20 protein-coding genes and 1 other annotated feature are annotated in these 20,944 nt (G+C 43.4%); all 20 genes read right to left on the reverse strand.

From position 1 onward, the window contains the following. Window positions 1-3: 3 nt before the first annotated feature. Window positions 4-639 carry an orotate phosphoribosyltransferase gene (pyrE, locus tag ACIQXH_RS09395; protein WP_402868221.1) on the reverse strand — a complete coding sequence of 212 codons (636 nt, stop codon included), beginning with the start codon at window positions 637-639 and terminating at the stop codon, window positions 4-6. After that, window positions 633-1,349: an orotidine-5'-phosphate decarboxylase gene (pyrF, locus tag ACIQXH_RS09400; protein WP_402868220.1), complete on the reverse strand. Its 717-nt coding sequence runs from the start codon at window positions 1,347-1,349 to the stop codon at window positions 633-635. Before pyrF ends, pyrE begins: the two co-directional genes overlap by 7 nt. Then, on the reverse strand, window positions 1,321-2,262 hold the full coding sequence (locus ACIQXH_RS09405) for a dihydroorotate dehydrogenase (protein ID WP_402868219.1): 942 nt from the start codon (window positions 2,260-2,262) through the stop codon (window positions 1,321-1,323). The genes pyrF and ACIQXH_RS09405 overlap by 29 nt, the downstream gene beginning before the upstream one ends. Continuing rightward, the gene (locus ACIQXH_RS09410) at window positions 2,259-3,038 is read right to left on the reverse strand and encodes a dihydroorotate dehydrogenase electron transfer subunit (protein WP_402868217.1); all 780 of its coding nucleotides are present in this window, start codon (window positions 3,036-3,038) and stop codon (window positions 2,259-2,261) included. The genes ACIQXH_RS09405 and ACIQXH_RS09410 overlap by 4 nt, the downstream gene beginning before the upstream one ends. Continuing rightward, window positions 3,035-6,241, reverse strand: coding sequence for a carbamoyl-phosphate synthase large subunit (gene carB / locus ACIQXH_RS09415; RefSeq protein WP_403080025.1), 3,207 nt, complete (start codon window positions 6,239-6,241; stop codon window positions 3,035-3,037). Before carB ends, ACIQXH_RS09410 begins: the two co-directional genes overlap by 4 nt. Next, the gene (locus tag ACIQXH_RS09420) at window positions 6,220-7,326 is read right to left on the reverse strand and encodes a carbamoyl phosphate synthase small subunit (protein WP_402868214.1); all 1,107 of its coding nucleotides are present in this window, start codon (window positions 7,324-7,326) and stop codon (window positions 6,220-6,222) included. Before ACIQXH_RS09420 ends, carB begins: the two co-directional genes overlap by 22 nt. Then, window positions 7,323-8,609, reverse strand: coding sequence for a dihydroorotase (locus ACIQXH_RS09425; protein WP_403080026.1), 1,287 nt, complete (start codon window positions 8,607-8,609; stop codon window positions 7,323-7,325). The genes ACIQXH_RS09420 and ACIQXH_RS09425 overlap by 4 nt, the downstream gene beginning before the upstream one ends. After that, window positions 8,572-9,507, reverse strand: a complete 936-nt coding sequence (locus ACIQXH_RS09430) for an aspartate carbamoyltransferase catalytic subunit (RefSeq protein WP_402868210.1) — start codon at window positions 9,505-9,507, stop codon at window positions 8,572-8,574. Before ACIQXH_RS09430 ends, ACIQXH_RS09425 begins: the two co-directional genes overlap by 38 nt. 192 nt (window positions 9,508-9,699) lie before the next feature. Further along, window positions 9,700-11,010, reverse strand: coding sequence for a solute carrier family 23 protein (locus ACIQXH_RS09435; protein ID WP_402868208.1), 1,311 nt, complete (start codon window positions 11,008-11,010; stop codon window positions 9,700-9,702). Window positions 11,011-11,165: 155 nt separating this feature from the next. Next, on the reverse strand, window positions 11,166-11,708 hold the full coding sequence (gene pyrR / locus ACIQXH_RS09440; protein ID WP_402868570.1) for a bifunctional pyr operon transcriptional regulator/uracil phosphoribosyltransferase PyrR: 543 nt from the start codon (window positions 11,706-11,708) through the stop codon (window positions 11,166-11,168). 195 nt (window positions 11,709-11,903) lie between these two features. Beyond that, window positions 11,904-12,821 carry an RluA family pseudouridine synthase gene (locus ACIQXH_RS09445; RefSeq protein ID WP_402868207.1) on the reverse strand — a complete coding sequence of 306 codons (918 nt, stop codon included), beginning with the start codon at window positions 12,819-12,821 and terminating at the stop codon, window positions 11,904-11,906. Beyond that, window positions 12,814-13,284, reverse strand: a complete 471-nt coding sequence (lspA, locus tag ACIQXH_RS09450) for a signal peptidase II (protein ID WP_402868205.1) — start codon at window positions 13,282-13,284, stop codon at window positions 12,814-12,816. The genes ACIQXH_RS09445 and lspA overlap by 8 nt, the downstream gene beginning before the upstream one ends. 208 nt (window positions 13,285-13,492) lie before the next feature. Beyond that, complete coding sequence (gene ileS / locus ACIQXH_RS09455) at window positions 13,493-16,258, reverse strand: isoleucine--tRNA ligase (RefSeq protein ID WP_403080027.1); 2,766 nt, start codon at window positions 16,256-16,258, stop codon at window positions 13,493-13,495. A gap of 89 nt (window positions 16,259-16,347) precedes the next feature. After that, window positions 16,348-16,595, reverse strand: a binding site (T-box leader). Between the two features lie 63 nt (window positions 16,596-16,658). Continuing rightward, complete coding sequence (locus tag ACIQXH_RS09460; protein ID WP_402868201.1) at window positions 16,659-17,174, reverse strand: DivIVA domain-containing protein; 516 nt, start codon at window positions 17,172-17,174, stop codon at window positions 16,659-16,661. Window positions 17,175-17,259: 85 nt separating this feature from the next. After that, a complete protein-coding gene (locus ACIQXH_RS09465; protein WP_402956214.1) occupies window positions 17,260-18,033 on the reverse strand; it encodes a YlmH family RNA-binding protein in 774 nt (257 codons plus the stop codon). A gap of 152 nt (window positions 18,034-18,185) precedes the next feature. Next, window positions 18,186-18,452 (reverse strand): YggT family protein, encoded by a 267-nt coding sequence (locus tag ACIQXH_RS09470; RefSeq protein ID WP_402868199.1) that lies wholly within the window; start codon window positions 18,450-18,452, stop codon window positions 18,186-18,188. Window positions 18,453-18,458: 6 nt separating this feature from the next. Beyond that, window positions 18,459-18,926, reverse strand: coding sequence for a cell division protein SepF (locus tag ACIQXH_RS09475; RefSeq protein WP_402956212.1), 468 nt, complete (start codon window positions 18,924-18,926; stop codon window positions 18,459-18,461). 15 nt (window positions 18,927-18,941) lie between these two features. After that, complete coding sequence (locus ACIQXH_RS09480) at window positions 18,942-19,619, reverse strand: YggS family pyridoxal phosphate-dependent enzyme (protein WP_402868195.1); 678 nt, start codon at window positions 19,617-19,619, stop codon at window positions 18,942-18,944. Next, window positions 19,616-20,449: a peptidoglycan editing factor PgeF gene (gene pgeF / locus ACIQXH_RS09485; protein ID WP_403123224.1), complete on the reverse strand. Its 834-nt coding sequence runs from the start codon at window positions 20,447-20,449 to the stop codon at window positions 19,616-19,618. The genes ACIQXH_RS09480 and pgeF overlap by 4 nt, the downstream gene beginning before the upstream one ends. 69 nt (window positions 20,450-20,518) lie before the next feature. After that, window positions 20,519-20,788, reverse strand: a complete 270-nt coding sequence (locus tag ACIQXH_RS09490; protein ID WP_402868193.1) for a YlmC/YmxH family sporulation protein — start codon at window positions 20,786-20,788, stop codon at window positions 20,519-20,521. Between the last annotated feature and the right edge of the window lie 156 nt (window positions 20,789-20,944).

A 20,944-nucleotide genomic window follows, 5' to 3' on the forward strand; every position in this document is an offset into this window, starting at 1 on the left:
TATTTATGCAGAAATCCAGGCGGAGTCTTCGGGATTTTCACGCCATTTTTTTAGCTTTTCCAGTTCCCCTGCAGTAATATAGCCTTTTTCATTAGCCACTTTAATCAATGAGGAATAATCACTTAAGGAGTAGTTCGTAATGTTTTCAGCAGTAAACTTTTCTTTTCCCTTTTCTAATTCGTATGTAAAGATGGAAACGACCCCAAGGACCTCGCATCCTGCTTTTCTAAGAGCGTCTACTGCCGTGATGACGCTACCGCCTGTAGATATTAAATCTTCAACGACAACCACTTTTTGACCTGACAAAGCACGCCCCTCAATTTGATTGCCCTTTCCGTGTTCCTTCGCTTTCGAGCGGACATAACACATCGACAAATCCATTTTATCACTCACCCAAGCGGCATGCGGTATTCCAGCCGTGGCGGTGCCAGCGATTAGCTCAGTATCCGGGAAGTTCTGTTCAATCAATCCTTTCAATCCCTCGGCGATTTCATTCCGAACCGCTGGATAGGAAAGGGTTAAACGATTATCGCAATAAATGGGTGACTTGATTCCAGATGCCCACGTGAATGGTTCATTTGGCTGTAGGAATACCGCTTTGATTTCTAAAAGTCGTTCTGCAATTAATTGGTTTAACATCGAATTCCCTCCCAAGATGCCTTCATGTCTAAATATGTTTGTAATGGATCTTTTGCAGATGTGATTGCTCTACCTACCACGATTGCATCGGACCCTATGATCCTTGCCTGCTCAGGAGTTGCTATTCTGTGTTGATCATGTGTTGGTCCACCTGCATTACGGATACCTGGCGTAACCGTCATAAATTGGTCGCTGATATGTTCATGGATCCTTCTAACTTCATGCGTCGAGCAGACAACACCATCAAGGCCGGCCTGGCCTGAGAGCTTTGCATAGTGCAGTACTGCATCTTCAAGTGTTCCGTTGATGTTTTGTTCGAGATTCATTTGTTCCTGTGACGTACTTGTCAGTTGGGTCACCCCTATGCATAATGGGCGTTTTTTTCCGGTAGCCGTTCCACTATCAAGGCCTTCAAGTGCCGCTTCCATCATTCTGCTTCCGCCGGCCGCATGGACATTCACCATATCCACATTCAATGTAGCAAGCCCCCTCATTGCCATTTTGACCGTATTAGGGATATCATGAAGCTTCAAATCCAGAAAAATATCATGCCCTTGTTCTTTTACAAATGAAATGATTCCCGGTCCGTTCTGATAAAACAACTCCATCCCGACTTTAACTGCTAGTTTCTCCGATTGAAAATGTTGTAAAAATTGCTTCGTTTGAATCAGGCTAGGAAAATCAAGCGCGATTATTAACGATTGCTTCATTCTGCTTCCAACTCCTTCCGGTACATTGCGAAATATGCTCAAATCCTAACTCATCCAATAATTTGGGCAATTCTTCAATAATCGTCGGGCACACAAAGGGATCCACAAAGTTTGCTGTTCCCACCGCAACTGCGCTTGCACCTGCATAGAAAAATTCAATGACATCCTCCGCAGAAGAGATGCCGCCCATACCAATGATTGGAATCGAAACTTGCTGACTCACTTCATAAATCATCCTAAGTGCGACTGGTTTAATGGCAGGACCAGACAATCCACCAGTCTTGTTTGAAAGGATCGGCTGACCCGTTTTTAAATCCAACCGCATGCCGACTAGCGTATTGATCATTGTCAGACCGTCGGCCCCTCCCTCTTCAACCGCTTTGGCCATGGCTACAATATCGCTGACATTGGGAGAAAGCTTCACATAAACAGGGACCGAGGAAACTTCCTTTACTGCCTTAGTTACTTCCTTTGCAACTTCGGGAATCGTCCCAAAAGCGATGCCGCCTTCTTTCACATTCGGGCAGGAGATATTCAATTCAAGTGCCACAACATTCTCTGCCTTGCTTATGTCCCGGGCAACTTTCACATAATCGGCTATATGGGATCCGGCAATGTTTGCGATGATCGGCACATCATATTTATCGAGCCACGCCAATTCTTCATTGATGACTTTATCCAGACCCGGGTTTTGCAATCCGATTGCATTCAGCATCCCTGAGGAGGTTTCGGCGACACGCGGTGTCGGATTGCCAAAACGAGGCTCTGGTGTGGTCGCTTTAATCATGATGGCTCCCAATATATCCAAATCAAAGAACTGGCTGTATTCACGCCCGAATCCAAAACAGCCCGAAGCTGGCATGACCGGATTTTTTAAGTGTAAACCGGGTAGTTCTACCGATAATCTGCTCATAGTACCACCTCTCCTGAACGAAATACGGGTCCGTCACTGCATACCTTCTTATAACTAAAGCCTTCCGGATCGTCTGCAGTGTGACATACGCAGGCAAAACAAGCACCGATGCCACACCCCATCCTTTCCTCTAGCGATAGATAAAGCTTCTTGTCGCTATACCCCGCTTCCAGCGCCTTCAACATCGGCGTTGGCCCGCAGGAAAAGACCGTTTCAAATTCCGCACCCAGCTTCTCGATTACCGTCGTAACGAATCCTTTTGTCCCATATGATCCATCCACCGTTGCAATATATGTATCTCCTAATTCACTAAACTCTTCTTCATAAAAAACGGCAGCCATCGTTTGGAAACCAAGCACATGAATAACCCGAACGCCTCTGGCAACCAGCATTTTTGAGAGCTGGAACAGGGGAGGGACGCCTATCCCCCCACCGACCAACAATGCAATCTCCCCAGCTTTCGCTTCATCAACCGGAAAGCCGTTGCCAAGTGGGCCGAGAATATCTACCCCTTCCATCTGCTTCCGCTGGGACAATAATGTTGTTCCCTTCCCTTCAGCCCGGTAAATCATCGTGAATTCCTTTTTGCTTTTATTGTAAGAAGAAATCGAAATCGGGCGTCTTAGCAGCGGCTCGGTACCTTCCGTCGGTTTAATTTGGACAAATTGCCCCGGCTGCTTCATTTCAGAAACTAACTCACCTTGTAGGGTTAGCTCAAAGATAGATGGAGCCAGCTCTTTATGTGTCAACACCTTCATTGTTTCCTTCTTGATCATGTATAGCTCACCTCACGACTTTTTTTCGTCTTTCCCATGGCTTCCGTCGAGAATGTCATGGATTCGATCACTCTTAAAATGGCTTCTGCTGTATCCAATGATGTCAAGCAGGTAACTCCATTTTCAACCGATTCACGTCGAATCCTGAACCCATCCCGCTCCGGTTGCTTCCCTTTTGTCAATGTATTGATGACGAACTGGGCTTCGCCATGACGGATGACATCCAACAGATTCCTGCCTTCTTCTCCGATTTTTCCTACGACAGCAGTTGGGATGCCCGACTCTTCCAGCATATTCGCCGTTCCACTTGTGGCAATTAGCTTGAAGCCGATGTTATGGAAGCGTCTGGCTAATTGAAGTGCTTCCTGCTTATCTTTATCCGATATGGTTAACAAGACCGTTCCATGGCTTTGTATGGTGAAGCCGGAAGCGACAAGTCCTTTGTATAGGGCCTTTTCAAGTGTGCTATCTTTCCCCATGACTTCCCCAGTCGATTTCATTTCAGGCCCGAGTGATATGTCCACTCCTCTCAATTTAGCAAAAGAGAAGACAGGCACTTTTACATAGACCCCGGTTTGTTCGGGAACCATTCCTGACTGATACCCATGACTTTCAAGGCTTTGTCCCAGAATCACCTTTGTTGCGAGGTTCGCCATGGGTACATTTGTAATTTTACTTAAGAATGGAACCGTACGACTTGAACGTGGATTCACTTCAATGACATACACTTCGTCATTACTGATGACATATTGGATGTTCAGCAAACCAATGATTTTCAATCCTTTTGCCAATCTGGTGGTGTAATCGATGATCACTTCTTTTTGCTTATCCGTCAGGCTTTGGGGCGGATAGACGGCAATCGAATCGCCCGAGTGAACCCCTGCCCGTTCGATGTGTTCCATGATTCCAGGGATGACCACGGTCTTGCCATCCGAAATGCCGTCGACCTCCACTTCTTTACCCGTTAGATACCGATCAATCAGTACCGGGTGTTCCGGATTGATTTTCACCGCATTTTTCATGTAATGAAGCAACTCTTCTTGTTTGTAGACAATTTCCATCGCCCTTCCTCCGAGTACATAGGAAGGCCTTACTAAAACCGGGTATCCGATATCTTCAGCAATGATGATCGCTTCTTCGACGGACGTGGCCGTTTTCCCTTTAGGCTGTGGAATGCCCATTTCTTGGAGAGCTGTCTCGAATTTGTTTCGATTTTCCGCACGGTCCAGGTCTTCTAAAGAGGTACCGAGTATTTTCACACCCCGATGAACTAACCCCTCTGCAAGATTGATGGCGGTCTGCCCGCCAAATTGGACGATGACCCCTTCTGGTTTCTCCAAGTCGATGACATGCATCACATCTTCAAGTGTCAACGGCTCGAAGTAAAGCTTATCGGAAATACTGAAATCTGTTGATACCGTTTCAGGATTATTATTGATGATGATTGCTTCATAGCCCGCTTCCTTAATGGCCCACACGGAATGTACGGTCGCATAGTCGAATTCAACACCTTGACCAATTCGGATCGGACCAGACCCCAGTACGATGACGCTTTTTTTATCCGTTACCACCGATTCGTTTTCCTCTTCATACGTTCCGTAAAAATACGGCGTTTCTGATTCGAATTCTGCGGCACACGTATCAACCATTTTATAAACTGGTATGATTCCATGCTGTTTTCGATATTCATATACATTGATTTCAGCGACTTCCCAGATTTCCGAAATGGTTTTGTCGGAAAAGCCAAGCTCTTTAGCCTTCTGCAGGACTTCCGTGTCATAAATATGAGTACGTAACTCTTGTTCAAAGTCGATGATTTTCTTCAGTTTATGAAGGAAGAATAAATCGATTTGACTCCATTCGTGAATGGTTTCTATCGTTTTTCCTCTTCTTAATGCCTCACCGATATAGAATAACCGTTCATCTCCCGCTTTCCGGATTCTTTTTTCAATTAATTCATCATTGAAATTCTCACTCAACTCGAGGTGATATACCCCGGCTTCAAGGGAACGAACAGCTTTAAGTATCGATTCCTCGAATGTTCGGCCAATCGCCATGACTTCTCCAGTTGCCTTCATTTGCGTGCCGAGTCTACGGTTGGCACTTTCAAATTTATCGAACGGCCACCGAGGGATTTTCGTGACGACATAATCTAGCGCCGGTTCGAAGCTCGCATACGTTTTGCCCGTAACCGGGTTCATCATTTCATCTAGCGTCAAACCGACTGCAATCTTAGCCGCAAGTTTGGCTATCGGGTATCCTGTCGCTTTCGATGCGAGTGCCGATGAACGGCTTACCCGTGGATTGACTTCAATCACATAGTATTGGTAGCTATCTGGGTCAAGGGCCAGCTGAACATTACAACCACCCTCGATTTTCAAGGCACGAATGATTTTCAATGAAGTGTTCCTAAGCATTTGGTACTCTCGGTCACTTAGCGTTTGACTTGGTGCCGCAACAATCGAATCACCTGTATGTACACCGACTGGATCGAAGTTCTCCATATTACATACGACTATCGCATTATCATTGGAGTCTCGCATCACTTCATATTCCACTTCTTTAAAACCGGCAATGCTTTTCTCAAGAAGGCATTGATGGACAGGGCTGCTTTTCAAGCCGCCTTCAACAATCTCAATCAATTGCTCTTCGTCTTCACAGATCCCGCCTCCTGTCCCCCCCAATGTGAACGCGGGACGAACGATGACTGGATAGCCGACTCGTTCCACGAACGCATAGGCCTCATCCAAATTATGTATAATGTCGCTATCCGGAACCGGCTCATCGAGTTCATTCATTAACGTGCGGAACAAATCCCTATCTTCCGCTTGTTGGATGGCAGAAAGTTTCGTGCCCAGAATCTGGACGTTGCATTCTTCCAATATCCCCGCATTGGCCAATTCTACGGCCATATTCAATCCCGTCTGTCCGCCCAAAGTCGGAAGCAAGGCATCCGGACGCTCTTTGCGGATGATTTTACTAACAAATTCCAGGGTGATCGGTTCGATATAAACCGCATCAGCCATTTCACTGTCGGTCATGATCGTCGCGGGGTTTGAGTTGATCAGAATTACCCGGTAGCCCTCTTCTTTTAATGCGATGCATGCTTGAGTTCCTGCATAATCGAACTCAGCGGCCTGGCCGATTACGATTGGACCAGAACCAATAACTAAGATGCTTTTTATATCTGTGCGTTTTGGCATGTTTCTTCCCCCTTTGTAGTGGCAACTTCAATGTTCCGTAAAAATTCATCGAAAAGATAATTGGCGTCTTCCGGTCCTGGTGACGCCTCCGGATGGTACTGAACCGTAAAGGCCGGGTAATGTTTATGGCGTAAACCTTCGATGGTATCATCATTCAAGGCAGTATGTGTAACGGTAAGGTCGGTATGTTCGATTGAATCCGTTTCGACTGTGTAACCGTGATTTTGCGAAGTAATGGACACTTTTCCCGTACGAAGATCCTTTACTGGATGGTTGGATCCGCGATGACCGAATTTTAGTTTGTCTGTATCTGCCCCGTTTGCAAGCGCGAACAGCTGATGGCCCAGGCAAATTCCGAATAGTGGGACTTCTTTTTGGATTGTCCGAATCATTTCTAACGTTTCCCGAACGCTTTTTGGGTCTCCAGGTCCATTGGACAGCATCACTCCATCCGGATGATAGTTCATGATCTCCTGTGCCGTGATGTTATAAGGAACGACCACGACGTCACACCCACGTTTCGTCAACTCTCGTAAAATACCATGCTTCATTCCGTAATCGACTAGAACCACTCGCGGTCCCCTACCTGGACTTGAGTAGGCCGTTTTAGTAGATACCTGTTTCACTTGAGTGGTCGGGAGTACCGTTGCTTTAAGCTGGGCAATAACCTCATCGGCCTTCTTATTCATATTACAGAGCGCCCCTTTAAGAGCACCTGTCTTTCTGATGATCCTTGTCAGCTTTCTCGTGTCAATCCCGGAGATTCCAGGGATATTCTTCATTTTCAAATAGTCATCAAGTGATAATTGGTTGCGCCAGTTAGAAGGAAATTCTGCAGTTTCCTTCACGACGAATCCCGCTATGGCTGGATTGATCGATTCAAAATCGTCTCGGTTGATTCCATAGTTCCCAATTAGCGGATATGTCAAAGTAACAATTTGACCACAATAAGATGGATCAGATAAAATTTCTTGATAGCCTGTCATCCCTGTGTTAAATACGACTTCCCCGATTTTCTCCACGTCTCCACCGAATGCTTCGCCAATGAAAACCGTACCATCTTCTAAAATAAGCTGTCTTTTCATCCCTGAACACGTCCTTTTTCCCAAGATAACTTTCCTTCTGAAATCGTCATGACCGGCCACCCCTGACATTTCTTGTCATGGAAAGGTGTGTTTTTTCCCTTTGAAGCGAATTCTTCTTTATTGATCGCCTGTTTTGCATTCAAATCGATTAACGTGATATCCGCCACAACCCCTTCTTTTAGCTGGCCGAATGGAAGCGAGAAGCAATCAGCTGGTTTGATGGTCAGGAAGTCTACCAACTGTTTCAGAGTGATGATTTCTTTTTTGACCAATTCCGTATAAAGCAGCGGGAAGGCCGTTTCTAGACCTACAATTCCGAATGGAGCAAGCTGCATGCTTTGCTCTTTTTCCTCAACGCTATGAGGGGCATGGTCTGTTGCGATAAAATCGATGGTTCCATCAAGCAAGCCTTCGATTAAAGCATCACGATCTTCGCGTCCCCTTAAAGGAGGGTTCATTTTATAATTCGTATCAAGCCCTGGTATATCATCTTCTGAAAGTAATAGATGATGTGGGGTCACTTCCGCAGTGACTTTGATACCGGCACGTTTAGCGTCTCTTACGGTTCTTACCGATTCTTTCGTTGATATATGGCAGACGTGGTAATGGCAGCCTGCCGCTTCCGCAAGCAATATGTCACGGGCAATATGTACAGCTTCGCATACAGAAGGAATTCCATTGATTCCATTTTCTTTGGAGAATCTCCCCTCATGAACGGAGCCTTTATTGATTAAGCTATTATCTTCACAATGGGCGACCACAGCCATATCAATGGCAGCTGCCCGCTTCATCGCTTCAAGCATCATTCCTGCCTCTTGAATGCCAACACCATCATCCGTAAAGGCGAATGCCCCTGTCTTCTTCAGTGCTGAAAAATCAGTCAGCTCCTTGCCAGCTTCTCTAATCGTGATCGAAGCATAGGGCAACACGCGAACATGTGCCGTTTCTTCAATTTTTTTATTCAACGCCCCAAGGTGCTCCACAGTATCAGGTACAGGTCTTGTATTGGGCATGGCTGCTACTGTCGTAAAGCCACCTCTGGCCGCCGCCAAGGTTCCCGTTTCAATGGTTTCTTTATGTTCTCCCCCCGGCTCACGTAAATGTACATGTAGATCTATGAATCCTGCTGTAACAAGCAGCCCATCAGCATCTACTACTTTACTATCTTCCGTAGCCAGGTTCTCCCCTATTTTCGTGATGAACCTTCCCTCTATTTCTATATCTGCTTTCTTGAATTGATTTTGATTATCTAGCAATACTCCATTTTTGATGACAGTTTTCATGAGTGTTTCCTCCCTTATTTTTTTCAAGCACATTTTTTAACACAGCCATTCTGATAAAAACGCCATTTTGCATTTGTTTGAAGATTCTTGAGCGGCTGCATTCGACCAAATCACTGTCAATCTCAACTCCGCGGTTAATGGGGGCTGGATGCATGATGATGGCACATGGTTTCATCGTTTTTTCACGAATCTTATTCAAGCCAAACCTTTTCAAATACTCCCCATTTTCCACGTCATATTTATCACTATGCCTTTCATGTTGGATTCGGAGCAACATGACCACATCCGCTGTCGCTACAGCTTGATCGATATCTTCGTATTTCGCCAATCCATTGTTTACGTCAAACCATTCGGGAGGACCTGAGAATACAACTTCTGCACCTAGGCGGGTGAGTGCGTCTGCATTGGATTTAGCCACACGGCTATGCCTCACATCTCCAATAATCGAAATTTTCAGACCTTTAAAACTAGTAAACTCTTGCTTTATCGTCAATAAATCGAGCAGAGACTGTGTCGGATGATTTCCGCAACCATCACCCGCATTGATGATGGGGATATGTAATTTGCCTCTCAACTCATCAAAATAGTTGTCCTGCTCATGACGGATGATGAGAGCTTTGACTCCAATCGATTCAAATGTTTTCGCTGTGTCGTATAAGGTTTCTCCTTTTAACACGGATGATGTCCCCGCATCAAAAGGAATGACCTCAAGTCCTAATTTCCTTTCAGCCATTTCAAAACTTGATTTGGTTCGCGTGCTTGGCTCAAAGAACAGATTGGCGACCATCGTCTGCTGCATAGGCATCCAGCTCGTTCCATTGGCAAACCCCTCTGCCTCGTATAAGATCGTTTCGATTTCAGTTAAAGATAGCTCATTCATCGTCAATAATTTTTTCATCATTCCTGCTCCTTTCACAATCTTTTTTTGTGATGCGGGGCATAAAAAAAGCCCCGTCATTTAAGGACAGGGTGAAGGTCATAAAGACTTGGAGTACTCGGGAAATTCCCCCTTTCCTTTCCTCTTCCGTCTTTACTGCAACACCCTTCTAAGTCTCTCTGGACTTCTTTTAAAAGGTGATTTATTTAATGTTTATTTTTCAAAGATGTTTCCGGTCACTTTTTCTCTGTCCGGCAATACCAAGTTAAGTACAATCCCCACTATTGCTGATAGCGCCATTCCGGATAAAGAAACATTTGCGGATAATTGTACGAATGCTCCACCAATCCCAATTACTAAGATGACCGAAGCAATCATCAAATTACGTTTTTTATCAAAATCCACTTTATTATCAATCAACATCCTTAAACCGCTTGAAGCGATGATACCAAAGAGAAGAATGGAAATCCCCCCCATGACGGCCGTTGGTATTGATCCGATCACCGCTGAAATCTTCCCGTTGAAACCGAAGATCATAGCAGTCAAAGCCGCACCACCGATGATGTAGACGCTAAATGCCTTTGTCATCGTCAGGACCCCGATATTTTCTCCATACGATGTAAGTGGCGGTCCCCCGATAATGGAACCGATCATGATGCCTGCGCCGTCACCAAGGATGGATCGATGTAAACCCGGCTTTTCCAAAAAGTTTCTACCTACCACTTTACTTAATACCATTTGGTGTCCGATATGTTCAGATAAGGTGACGATGGCGACCGGGACCATGATGGCGATGACTTCCCATGAAAAGGTGGGTGTATAGGTTATTCCAGGAATCATGAATTCCGGCATTTCCCACCATTTTGCCGTTTCAATCGGTCCATAATCGATAATGCCTGCAATTGCCGAGCAGCCATATCCGACTATGATCCCCATCAATATTGGAATCAGGTTAAGGAAGCCTTTAAAAAACACGTTACAGATAATCGTAGCTGCCAGGGTGATGAGTGCTATGATGATGTAAGTAACGCTGTACTTGTCTTGCGGATCATACATGGCCATGTCAACTGCTGTCCCAGCGAGGCTCAGCCCGATTACTATGATGACGGGACCGACGACCACCGGTGGCAATAGAACCATCAACCAGCGTAAACCGACTTTATGAATGACCAACGCCACTATTCCATATATGAGTCCTGCTACAAAACAGCCGATCATGGCCGCTTCCGGTCCACCAAGTGACTTGGCCGCGATTATGGGTGCTATGAAAGCAAATGATGAACCAAGATAAGCAGGGATTTGGCCTCTCGTAATCAATAAGTATGATAATGTCCCTACCCCACTGGAAACCAATGCTACTGCAGGGCTCAGACCGACCAGGAATGGCACTAGCACCGTTGAACCAAACATCGCAAACAAGTGCTGGATGCTTAATGTCACCCATTGACCAAACCTTGGTACGTCTTCCACGTCGAGGATGATGTCTTTTCTTTCGTCTTCCATTTCTTTTCCCCCTATGAACATTGCATCTAAGCCACAAAAAAAAACCTCTTTGCAGCATATACAAAGAGGGTTTCACGGATGGGCCTGCCCTATACCTGTCAGGCTAAGGTCCCTTTCCATTTCACTCCCTTTGCCGGCCTCTCTGGACCGTTTTTAAAAGGGCAATATTTAATTTATCATTTCGCTAGTATGGTGACTTGATCGAGCTCGTCAACTTCCGTTAAAGTGACCGTAATCTTCTCGGATTGTGAAGTTGGAATATTTTTACCGACATAATCGGCACGGATTGGAAGTTCCCTATGGCCTCTATCAACTAATACAGCAAGTTGGATTTGCGAAGGTCTTCCCATATCCACCAAAGCATCCATAGCAGCTCTTACGGTTCTTCCCGTAAATAGTACATCGTCCACTAAGATGATTTTCTTATCAGTTATTGGGACCGGAATGTCCGAGCCTTTTACAACCGGTTCACCATCGTTCGTCTTTTTCGATAAATCATCACGATAAAGCGTTATGTCTAATTCACCTAATTGAATTACTTTATTTTCTATTTCACCGATGCGCTTGGCAAGTCGATCAGCAAGGAAGATCCCCCGGGTCCTAATCCCGATTAAGACACAATCCTCAATCCCTTTATTCTTTTCAATAATCTCATGTGCAATTCTCGTCAAGGCTCTGCTGATGGCCTTTTCATCGAGCACGATTGCTTTCTCATTCAAATGGACCACCTCAATTTCTTTTGAACTGTGAGAGCTCTCCTTCAACAAAAAATCCTCACACCAAGAAGGTGTGAGGATTTTCCTACAAAAGGGTATATGTTCCCCTTTTGCTATCCGTTTCCTTCTCAGTCTCTCTGGACTGTGTTAAAGGTTCTCATTAAGTTAATATAATACTATCTCATAAAAATGGTCTTGTCAAATACTACTTCTACGTAGTTGTTCGATTAGCTCCGTAAATTCTTTAGGAGCTGGCGCTTCAAACTCCATATATTCATTCGTCCGTGGATGAACAAAACCAAGAAGACCTGCGTGTAACGCTTGTCCGTCCAATTTCAACGTCTTTTTAGGACCATATTTAGGATCTCCCGCAAGAGGGAATCCGATATATTTCATATGAACACGGATTTGATGGGTCCGTCCTGTTTCAAGCTGACACTCTACTAATGTAAACGCGGTGAAACGTTCAACCACACGGAAATGAGTTACCGCATTTTTAGAGTTTGAATCCGTAACCGTCATGCTCTGACGGTCTTTTTTATCACGGCCTATCGGGGCATCAACCGTTCCAAAATCATGGGGAATCACTCCATGGACCACAGCTTGATACTTACGGGTTACTGTTTTATCAACAAGTTGCTGAACAAGTTTCTCGTGTGCCATGTCATTTTTCGCAACCATCAATAAACCTGATGTATCCTTATCAATACGGTGGACAATACCTGGACGCATAACGCCATTGATTCCAGAAAGATCCTTACAATGGGCCATCAACCCATTAACAAGAGTACCTGTTACATGCCCCGGTGCAGGGTGGACAACCATACCACTCGGTTTATTGACAACCAGTACGTCTTCATCTTCGTAATAGATATCCAAATCCATTTCTTCTGCGACTGCATCCAATTCCACAAGTTCCGGAATCAGCACTTCAATTTCGTCACCTATGCTACATTTATAATTGGACTTAATGGCAGCCCCGTTCACTAACACATGATCATCTTTGATCCATTGTGCAACTTGAGTGCGTGACCATTCCTCATTTAAAGTAGATAGAGCCTTGTCAATCCTTGTACCTTTTAGTGTTTCGTCGATGCTGTATAGCTTTTTATCCATTATCTTTCTCCTTAGCGTTTTTTTCTTCCAAGAACATGTGAATCACGAGCAGCACGACACCAATCGAAAGGGCGGCATCGGCAATATTAAATACCGGGAAACTATAGCTGAAAATATAAGTATGGACAAAGTCGACTACTTCCTGGCGAGCAACACGGTCAATGAAGTTTCCTATTGCCCCACCTAGCATAAGACCTAGGGAAACTCCAAGCAGACGGCTGTTCTTCGCCATTTTCTGAATATAATAGACGACTCCAATAATGACAGCGATGGTGATGATGTAGAAAAACCACATTTGACCTTGTAGAATTCCCCATGCTGCCCCACGGTTACGATGCGAGGTAATATATAGAAGGTTTTCAATAATTTCAATGCTTTCTCCGTACTCCATTTTTTTCACAATCATCCATTTTGTCAGCTGATCGAAAGCTATGACCAAAAGGGCAATTAAGTAATAAAACACATTTCTTCCCCCAAACTAATCAAATCTTCACTTTTGAATTGTAGCATAAACTAGAAATAATGACTAATACCAAAAGCATTACATCTAGCAGTTGGTGAAGAATATTAGAATAGAAAGGAACTTTATTCCGGTCTTTATTCAAATACGCTCTCATTTCAAATAAAAAACCGGCTCCCATATTAACTGGGAACCGGTCGTTCTAAAATGATTAATTCGTATAATGCTCTTTCACGACTGTTGCACAGCGTGGGCAAAGTGTTGGATGTTCTTCCACTTGACCTACATCTTGAGAAACATTCCAGCAACGTTCACAAGTTTCTCCTTCTGCTTTAGTTACCAGGATGGCCATATCCTCAAGTTTGACAGCTTCGGATGGGGCACTGGCCACATCGCCCGCGATATCAAATTCGGATACGATGAATAACTGTTCAAAGCTCTCCTCGATACTATCAAGAAGATTCCTTGTCTCTTCGTTTACATAAACGGTCACTTTTGCGTTCAGTGATTTCCCGATTACTTTTTGGTTACGTGCTTCTTCCAATGCTTTCAGGACATTATCACGAACATGCATGAATGCCGTCCATTTTTCCTCAATCGCTTCGTCATTATCCACAGAGATTTCCTCAGGCATCAATGTCAACTGTACACTCTCTTCCGTTACACCCGGAATGAACGTCCATACTTCATCCGCAGTATGAGACAGGATTGGAGACACTAATTTCGTTAAGCTGATTAAGGACTCATAAAGGACAGTTTGGATTGCTAAACGGTCTTTCCCGTTTGGCGCTTCACAATAAAGAATGTCTTTAGCATAATCAAGATAGAACGAACTTAAATCCTGCGTACAGAAATTGTTGACCATATTATAAATGGTAGCAAATTCATAATTTTCATAGCCTTGTTTTGATTGAGTGATCAGCTTATTCAATCTTACTAGCATATATTGATCCACTTCACGCAAATCTTCTACCGCCACTTTATCCGTTTCCGGATTAAAGCCATCCAGATTTCCTAGTAGGAAGCGGAATGTATTACGGATTTTACGATACACTTCGGAAACTTGTTTTAAGATAGGATCTGAAACCCGAACGTCAGATTGATAATCAACAGAAGCAACCCAAAGACGTAAAATATCAGCACCAAGCTGGTTCATAACTTTAGATGGAAGGACCACGTTACCAATAGATTTACTCATTTTACGTCCTTCGCCGTCTAATGCGAACCCATGGCTAAGTACACCTTTATATGGTGCTTTTCCTGTCACGGCAACACCTGTTGAAAGTGATGAGTTGAACCAACCGCGATATTGATCGGACCCTTCAAGATAAAGGTCAGCCGGACGTTGAAGTTCTTCTCTTTCTTCAAGAACCGCTTGATGGGAAGAACCGGAGTCGAACCATACATCCATGATATCCGTTTCTTTAGTGAAGATACCGTTTGGACTTCCTTCATGTGTAAAGCCTTGTGGTAGAAGATCTTTTGCTTCTTTTTCAAACCAGATATTTGAACCGTGCTCACGGAATAATTCTGAAATATGATTGATTGTTTCGTCCGTGATGATTGGTTCGCCATTTTCTGCGTAAAATACTGGAATTGGCACACCCCATGCACGTTGTCGGGAGATACACCAATCTCCTCGGTCACGGACCATATTGAATAGGCGTGTTTCACCCCATGCCGGTACCCATTTCGTTTCTTCGACTGCCTTCAGCAAATCATCACGGAAGTCCTTGATTGAAGCGAACCACTGTGCAGTTGCACGGAAGATCGTCGGCTTCTTCGTCCGCCAGTCATGTGGGAATGAATGTGTGATGAATGTAAGATTCAACAGGGCTCCCACTTCAGTTAATTTTTCGGAAATCGCTTTATTTGCTTTATCATAGAATAATCCAGCAAACTCCCCTGCTTCTTCAGTCATGACACCTTTTTCATCGACTGGGCAAAGAACATCCAAGCCATATTTCTGACCGATGATAAAGTCATCTTCCCCGTGTCCTGGAGCTGTATGAACACAACCTGTTCCAGCTTCAGTCGTTACATGCTCACCTAACATCACTAGTGATTCACGATCATATAGAGGATGCTTCGCTACAGCACGATCCAACTCACTGCCTTTTACCGTTTTCACGATAGTTGGGTTTTCCCATCCAAGCGTTTCTTTAACAGATTCCAATAAGGCTTCTGCCACTAAGTATTTTTCATTTTCCACTGCAACAACCACATAATTCAATTGTGGATGTAGGGAAATTCCAAGGTTGGCCGGAATCGTCCATGGTGTTGTCGTCCAAATGATGATTTTTACACCTTCATCAATGACACCTTTACCATCAGTCACTTCAAATGCTACATAGATTGAAGCCGAACGTTTATCTTGGTATTCAATCTCCGCTTCAGCAAGAGCCGATTCACTCGAAGGGGACCAGTAAACAGGTTTCTTCCCTTTATAGATATAGCCTTTTTTCGCCATTTCACCAAAAACCTTGATCTGTTGTGCTTCATATTCAGGCTTTAACGTAATATAAGGATTATCCCAATCCCCGCGAACACCAATCCGCTTGAATTGCTCACGTTGATTGTTAATCTGTACGTATGCATATTCTTCACATAGCTTTCTGAATTCAGCGACGCTCATTTCTTTACGGTTCACGCCTTTTTTAGTCAAAGCCGTTTCAATTGGGAGACCGTGCGTATCCCAGCCTGGAACATACGGTGCATGGTAACCGCTCATGGACTTAAAACGGACGATGAAATCTTTTAAAACTTTATTCAAGGCATGACCCATATGGATATCACCGTTTGCATATGGAGGTCCATCATGTAAAATGAATAACGGTCGCCCTTCAGTGTGCTCTTGCACTTTTTTATAGATGTCCATCTCTTTCCACTTTTCCTGAATTTCAGGCTCGCGCTTCGGAAGGTTGCCCCTCATTGGAAATTCAGTTTTAGGCATTAATAAAGTATCTTTATATTCCATTATAAAATTCCTCCATCCATCTATCCATAACTTCATTTGAGTTGATTGACCCGATTCGCAGACAAAATAAAAAGCCTTCTCATCCCTGAAAAAGGGACGAGAAAGCTTTGCTTCCCGCGGTACCACCCTGGTTAGAAAGATTCACAAAACGGCTGAATCCTTTCCTCTCGAGCATTCGTAACGTGAATGATACGCATCGTTTACTTGCTGCATAAGCAGGTTCAATTCAGAACTCAAGGGTGATGTTCAATTCCTTCTCTTATCCCGGGCTTACACCGTCCCCGGGTCGCTACATATAAGGTTATGAGGAATTTACTGTCCCTGTCATCGTCTAATGTCATCATGAATAGTATTGTTAAAAAATTATATGCGAAAAAAGTGCTTGAAGTCAAGGAAACGTTTAATTTTCCTCATCTACTCCATCATTTAATTCTATTTCAGATGCATCCACTTCGTATTCAAGCAGATGATCCCAGTCGTCATTATCCAACAAATCGAGCTGTGCTCCGACAAGCATTTTAAAGCGAGTACGGAAAACCTTCGATTGTTTTTTCAAGTCTTCTATATCCATCGCTATTTTTCTTGCTTTCACAAGCGACTCATTGACAATCCGGTCAGCATTCTTTTCTGCTTCCTTGATGATCAGTTTGGCTTCTTTTTGGGCATTGCGCTTTAATTCTTCTGCAGCTTCCTGCGCGACAATGATAGACTTATTAAGCGTGCCCTCGATAGTCGTGAAATGACCTAAACGATCGAACGTCTCGTTCAATTTTTCTTCCATTTCTTTCTTTTCTCTTAGAATCAATTCATAATCTTTAATGACTTGGTCTAGAAATTCGTTAACCTCATCTTCATCATACCCTCGAAATACTTTACTAAATTCCTTGTTATGTATATCTATCGGGGTTAAGGGCATTGTTGCACCTCCAGAACAATTTCTACTCTATTACATTAAAACTCTATATTCGACAAAAAATATGTGAATCCTGCTAACAACTAAATTATTTTTTCCTACCTAATGAGATTCTCCACTTATCCTTTTTCGTTTTCCCATCGATTGAAGTGATTTTACATCGACCGAAACCCCTGATGGATAGAGTATCCCCCTCACGGCATTCTTCAGAAACGCTCTCCGTTTGCTTGAAATTAACCTTGGTTTTCCCCGACGATATCAACGTCTGGGCTTTTTGCCGGGAAATATTCAAAACAGCAGAAAGTACGCTATCAAGCCTTAATGAGCTAACGGTACTGACCTGCTCTTCCCAGTTGTCCTTCACCACAAGGATATCCTCAATCGGAATCCTTTTAATGGTTACGGAAGCATTGCCTATCTTATCCAGGTTTCCCGTAAGGTATGAATCCATTTCCCCTGTTGCAATAAATTGGACTTGCTCCTCTGTCACTATAATATCACCGAATTTTTCACGTTTTACCCCCAGTGACATCAAGGTTCCAAGTATTTGCCTGTGTTCAAGTGTAACAAATTTTTTTGGATAGGAGATATCATATAAGGAGATATTGAAATCAGATGATTCAGGAGAGTAGTAATCAGGATAAATGAGGGCACGTTTCCGTTCAACGAAATCACTCCCGCCGTGAAATTGCAGTAGCACATCCTGTTTGTTTCCTAATAGGGATGTGAGGATTTCCTGCTGACGCGGATCCAGAAAGTCAGAAAGTTTAGGAGCATAAGAATCTCTAACCTGGTCAATCCAATTCATTGCCTGGTCGATAAATTCCTTTTCCTCCGGCCTGAAATGTTGATATATACTCATGTAGAATGCATGCTCCTTACATATGGATAAATGGTTGTACACAAGAATGAATCGTAACATACACCTTCGTTACTACTACACAGCCAAGAATTCACCTAGCTGTGTAGTTACTGGCCATTCTATTATTTTACGTCTTTAGTATGAACTACAAATCATCCGAATAAGCTTTGTAGATAAAAAATCCCATAATTCTTCGCAAAATTTAAAACCAACAAGGCTACAAGTGGTGATATGTCGATCATGCCGAGTGGTGGGATGAATTTTCTGAACGGTTCTAAATATGGTTCGCAAATCTTTACCAGGAATTGGCCAATCGATGTTTCCCGGGCATTAGGGAACCAAGACATTAATATGTAAACAATTAATGCCATTGAATAAATTTCAACTAAATAATATAAACCTTGAAGCACTAGAGCCATTAACCATTACCACCTCGCTTCTTCGTACTCCTTATCCACTTCAAAACCGGTAATATTACCGGAAACATCAACGTTATCCGGAGTACACAAGAATATGTCTGTACCGATTTTTTGGATATCCCCACTGATTGCATATACAGTGCCGCTTAAAAAGTCGATAATCCGCTTTCCTTGGTCATGCGGGATTCGCTGAAGATTTACAACGACTGCACGACGGTTTTTCAAATGGTCAGCGACATCCTGAGCTTCTGCATAAGCACGAGGCTCCAATAATACTACTTTAGAAGATTTTTGCACGCTTTGCAAACTTACTATATTTTGATTTGGATTATTTCCTGTAGAAGCAGGTGGGGTCTGCTGTTTTGCAGGCTTTACCGCTTTACGCTCCATCTCCTCTTCCTCCACCACTTCGTCCTTATATTCATACTCATCATCCAGCGCGAAATAGGATTTAAACTTTGATACGAATGACATCTTTTACGTACCTCCTTATAATTCTTCGCCTACCAGTGCAGTACCAATCCGAATCATGGTAGAACCTTCCTCGATGGCAATCATAAAATCATTGGACATCCCCATGGATAATTCCGAGCATGGAGCATGAGTCAATTCCGCTTTTTGAATTTCCAGTTGGAGGTTTTTTAATGTACGGAAGCAACCTCGGAGTACCTGTTCGTCCTCTGTAAAAGGTGCCATTGTCATCAACCCAACGACCTTCACCTTGTCAAAAGCCCCTAGTTCTTTAATAAATTCAAGCGTCGACTCTGGATTCAGACCGTGTTTAGACTCTTCACCAGAAACATTGACCTGCACTAAACAGTTTATCGGCTCTTTTGAACGTTTTTGTATTTCTTCTGCCAACGATATACGATCCAAAGAATGAATATAAGCAACTTTATCAATGACATTCTTAACCTTACGTGTCTGCATGGAACCGATATAATGCCAGTTCGGTGTATCCTTCAACACTTCATATTTATTCAATAAACCTTGATCGCGATTTTCACCTAAATCAGTGACACCGGCTTCCAATGCCTCTTTTGCCCTCTCGATGGAAACATATTTTGTAACCCCGATTAATTTGACATCTTCCCGATGCCTGCCACTATTTTTACACGCTTCATTTATTTTTTCTTCGATGTTTTTTAGATTTTCTGCAACTTTCATCGCTTTTCAAGATCCTCCTTCCAACCAATAAAGCTCATCAACCTACCACTTTTCCCATTATCCCGGCGATGGGAAAAAAATAAATCCTCATCACAGCTTGTACAATATGAAGTCACAGCAATCTGCTCCCTCGGGATTCCAGATTTATCCATGATCATGGCGTTCAGTTCTTTAAGATCTAGTTGATATTGTCCTTCACTAATTAAATTATAGGGCTTCTCGTCATTTTCTTCCAGCAAATTCCGCACTAAATCTATGACTTTATCATCTACAACATAACATTTCGAACAAATAGAGGGCCCAACTACGGCAAATATTTCTGATGGTTTTATACCTTCATGTATCCACGCCTCTACCATATTGTGCGCAATGCCATTAACGGTTCCCTTCCAGCCGGCATGTGCCACCCCAACCATTCCATGTGTAGGAGCATAAAAATATAAAGGCACACAATCCGCATAACAAAGGGTCAGTAGGACATTTTTATCTCTCGTATAAAAACCGTCTGTCGCCCTAAAACCAGAAGGATAGTCAGTGGCGCCTTTCCCACAATCCCGAGTCGTTACTTGCTGGATATGAGTTTCATGAGTCTGCTCGGCCCCTACCCAATGATTAAGCGGAAAAGATAGTTTTTCAGCAAGAAATCGGCGGTTTGCCTGTACATCCCCTATCTTGTCCCCAACATGAAAGCCGGTATTCAATGATGTAAAGCAGCCAGAACTGACTCCTCCGTTTTTCGTTGTAAAGCCCGCCACAAGCTGGAGATTTTGTTGTCTCCAGCTATCAACAAGCAAATATTGATCTTCGACTAAAACAAAAGGTTCTTTCATGCTTTCATTCCTCTTTATTTTTAGTTTAGTGTATCATAAATATCCTTCTAATACCCTCTAAAGGTACCCCTATAACCGTTCATCTTTCAGCTCTGTTTGAAATATCGTCTGATGTTCGACAAGGATGACATCCGCCCCAATTTTTTTTATTTTTCGCCAAGGAATCACGATATCTTGCTCCCTCCCAAAAAAGCCCATTAGCCTGGTACTATTCGAAACAATGATTGCTTCAATCATTCCCGTCCCCGTATTGATTTCTAAGTCTGTCATATTCCCCAATTTCTTTCCATCTGCTATATTGACGATATCCTTAATTTGAAATTCAGAAATTCTAGTCACGCCATTCAGCTCCTCCTGAAATGTGTTTCTCCAGATAAAAAACCTTTTTTTATGTATATGACTGGTTTTGTTCAAGAATGAAGGAATCGGGAAATAAAGGTCTTTATGCAGTGGCTTGAGCAAACTAAAAAAAAGCCGCTACGGCTAGGTTGCTGA

Source organism: Peribacillus sp. NPDC097225, assembly GCF_044761955.1.
Taxonomy (GTDB): Bacteria; Bacillota; Bacilli; order Bacillales; family DSM-1321; genus Peribacillus.

Excerpts from the sequence above, each read along its gene's own strand:
- ACIQXH_RS09430 (WP_402868210.1), bottom strand. The coding sequence starts at position 9,507 with ATGAAAAAATTATTGACGATGAATGAGCTATCTTTAACTGAAATCGAA.
- ACIQXH_RS09480 (WP_402868195.1), bottom strand. The coding sequence starts at position 19,619 with ATGAAAGTTGCAGAAAATCTAAAAAACATCGAAGAAAAAATAAATGAA.
- ACIQXH_RS09475 (WP_402956212.1), bottom strand. The coding sequence starts at position 18,926 with ATGTCATTCGTATCAAAGTTTAAATCCTATTTCGCGCTGGATGATGAG.
- carB (WP_403080025.1), bottom strand. The coding sequence starts at position 6,241 with ATGCCAAAACGCACAGATATAAAAAGCATCTTAGTTATTGGTTCTGGT.
- ACIQXH_RS09465 (WP_402956214.1), bottom strand. The coding sequence starts at position 18,033 with ATGAGTATATATCAACATTTCAGGCCGGAGGAAAAGGAATTTATCGAC.
- ACIQXH_RS09460 (WP_402868201.1), bottom strand. The coding sequence starts at position 17,174 with ATGCCCTTAACCCCGATAGATATACATAACAAGGAATTTAGTAAAGTA.
- ACIQXH_RS09470 (WP_402868199.1), bottom strand. The coding sequence starts at position 18,452 with ATGGCTCTAGTGCTTCAAGGTTTATATTATTTAGTTGAAATTTATTCA.
- pyrF (WP_402868220.1), bottom strand. The coding sequence starts at position 1,349 with ATGAAGCAATCGTTAATAATCGCGCTTGATTTTCCTAGCCTGATTCAA.
- ileS (WP_403080027.1), bottom strand. The coding sequence starts at position 16,258 with ATGGAATATAAAGATACTTTATTAATGCCTAAAACTGAATTTCCAATG.
- ACIQXH_RS09425 (WP_403080026.1), bottom strand. The coding sequence starts at position 8,609 with ATGAAAACTGTCATCAAAAATGGAGTATTGCTAGATAATCAAAATCAA.
- ACIQXH_RS09405 (WP_402868219.1), bottom strand. The coding sequence starts at position 2,262 with ATGAGCAGATTATCGGTAGAACTACCCGGTTTACACTTAAAAAATCCG.
- ACIQXH_RS09445 (WP_402868207.1), bottom strand. The coding sequence starts at position 12,821 with ATGGATAAAAAGCTATACAGCATCGACGAAACACTAAAAGGTACAAGG.
- ACIQXH_RS09410 (WP_402868217.1), bottom strand. The coding sequence starts at position 3,038 with ATGATCAAGAAGGAAACAATGAAGGTGTTGACACATAAAGAGCTGGCT.
- pyrE (WP_402868221.1), bottom strand. The coding sequence starts at position 639 with ATGTTAAACCAATTAATTGCAGAACGACTTTTAGAAATCAAAGCGGTA.
- ACIQXH_RS09435 (WP_402868208.1), bottom strand. The coding sequence starts at position 11,010 with ATGTTCATAGGGGGAAAAGAAATGGAAGACGAAAGAAAAGACATCATC.
- ACIQXH_RS09420 (WP_402868214.1), bottom strand. The coding sequence starts at position 7,326 with ATGAAAAGACAGCTTATTTTAGAAGATGGTACGGTTTTCATTGGCGAA.
- pgeF (WP_403123224.1), bottom strand. The coding sequence starts at position 20,449 with ATGAAAGAACCTTTTGTTTTAGTCGAAGATCAATATTTGCTTGTTGAT.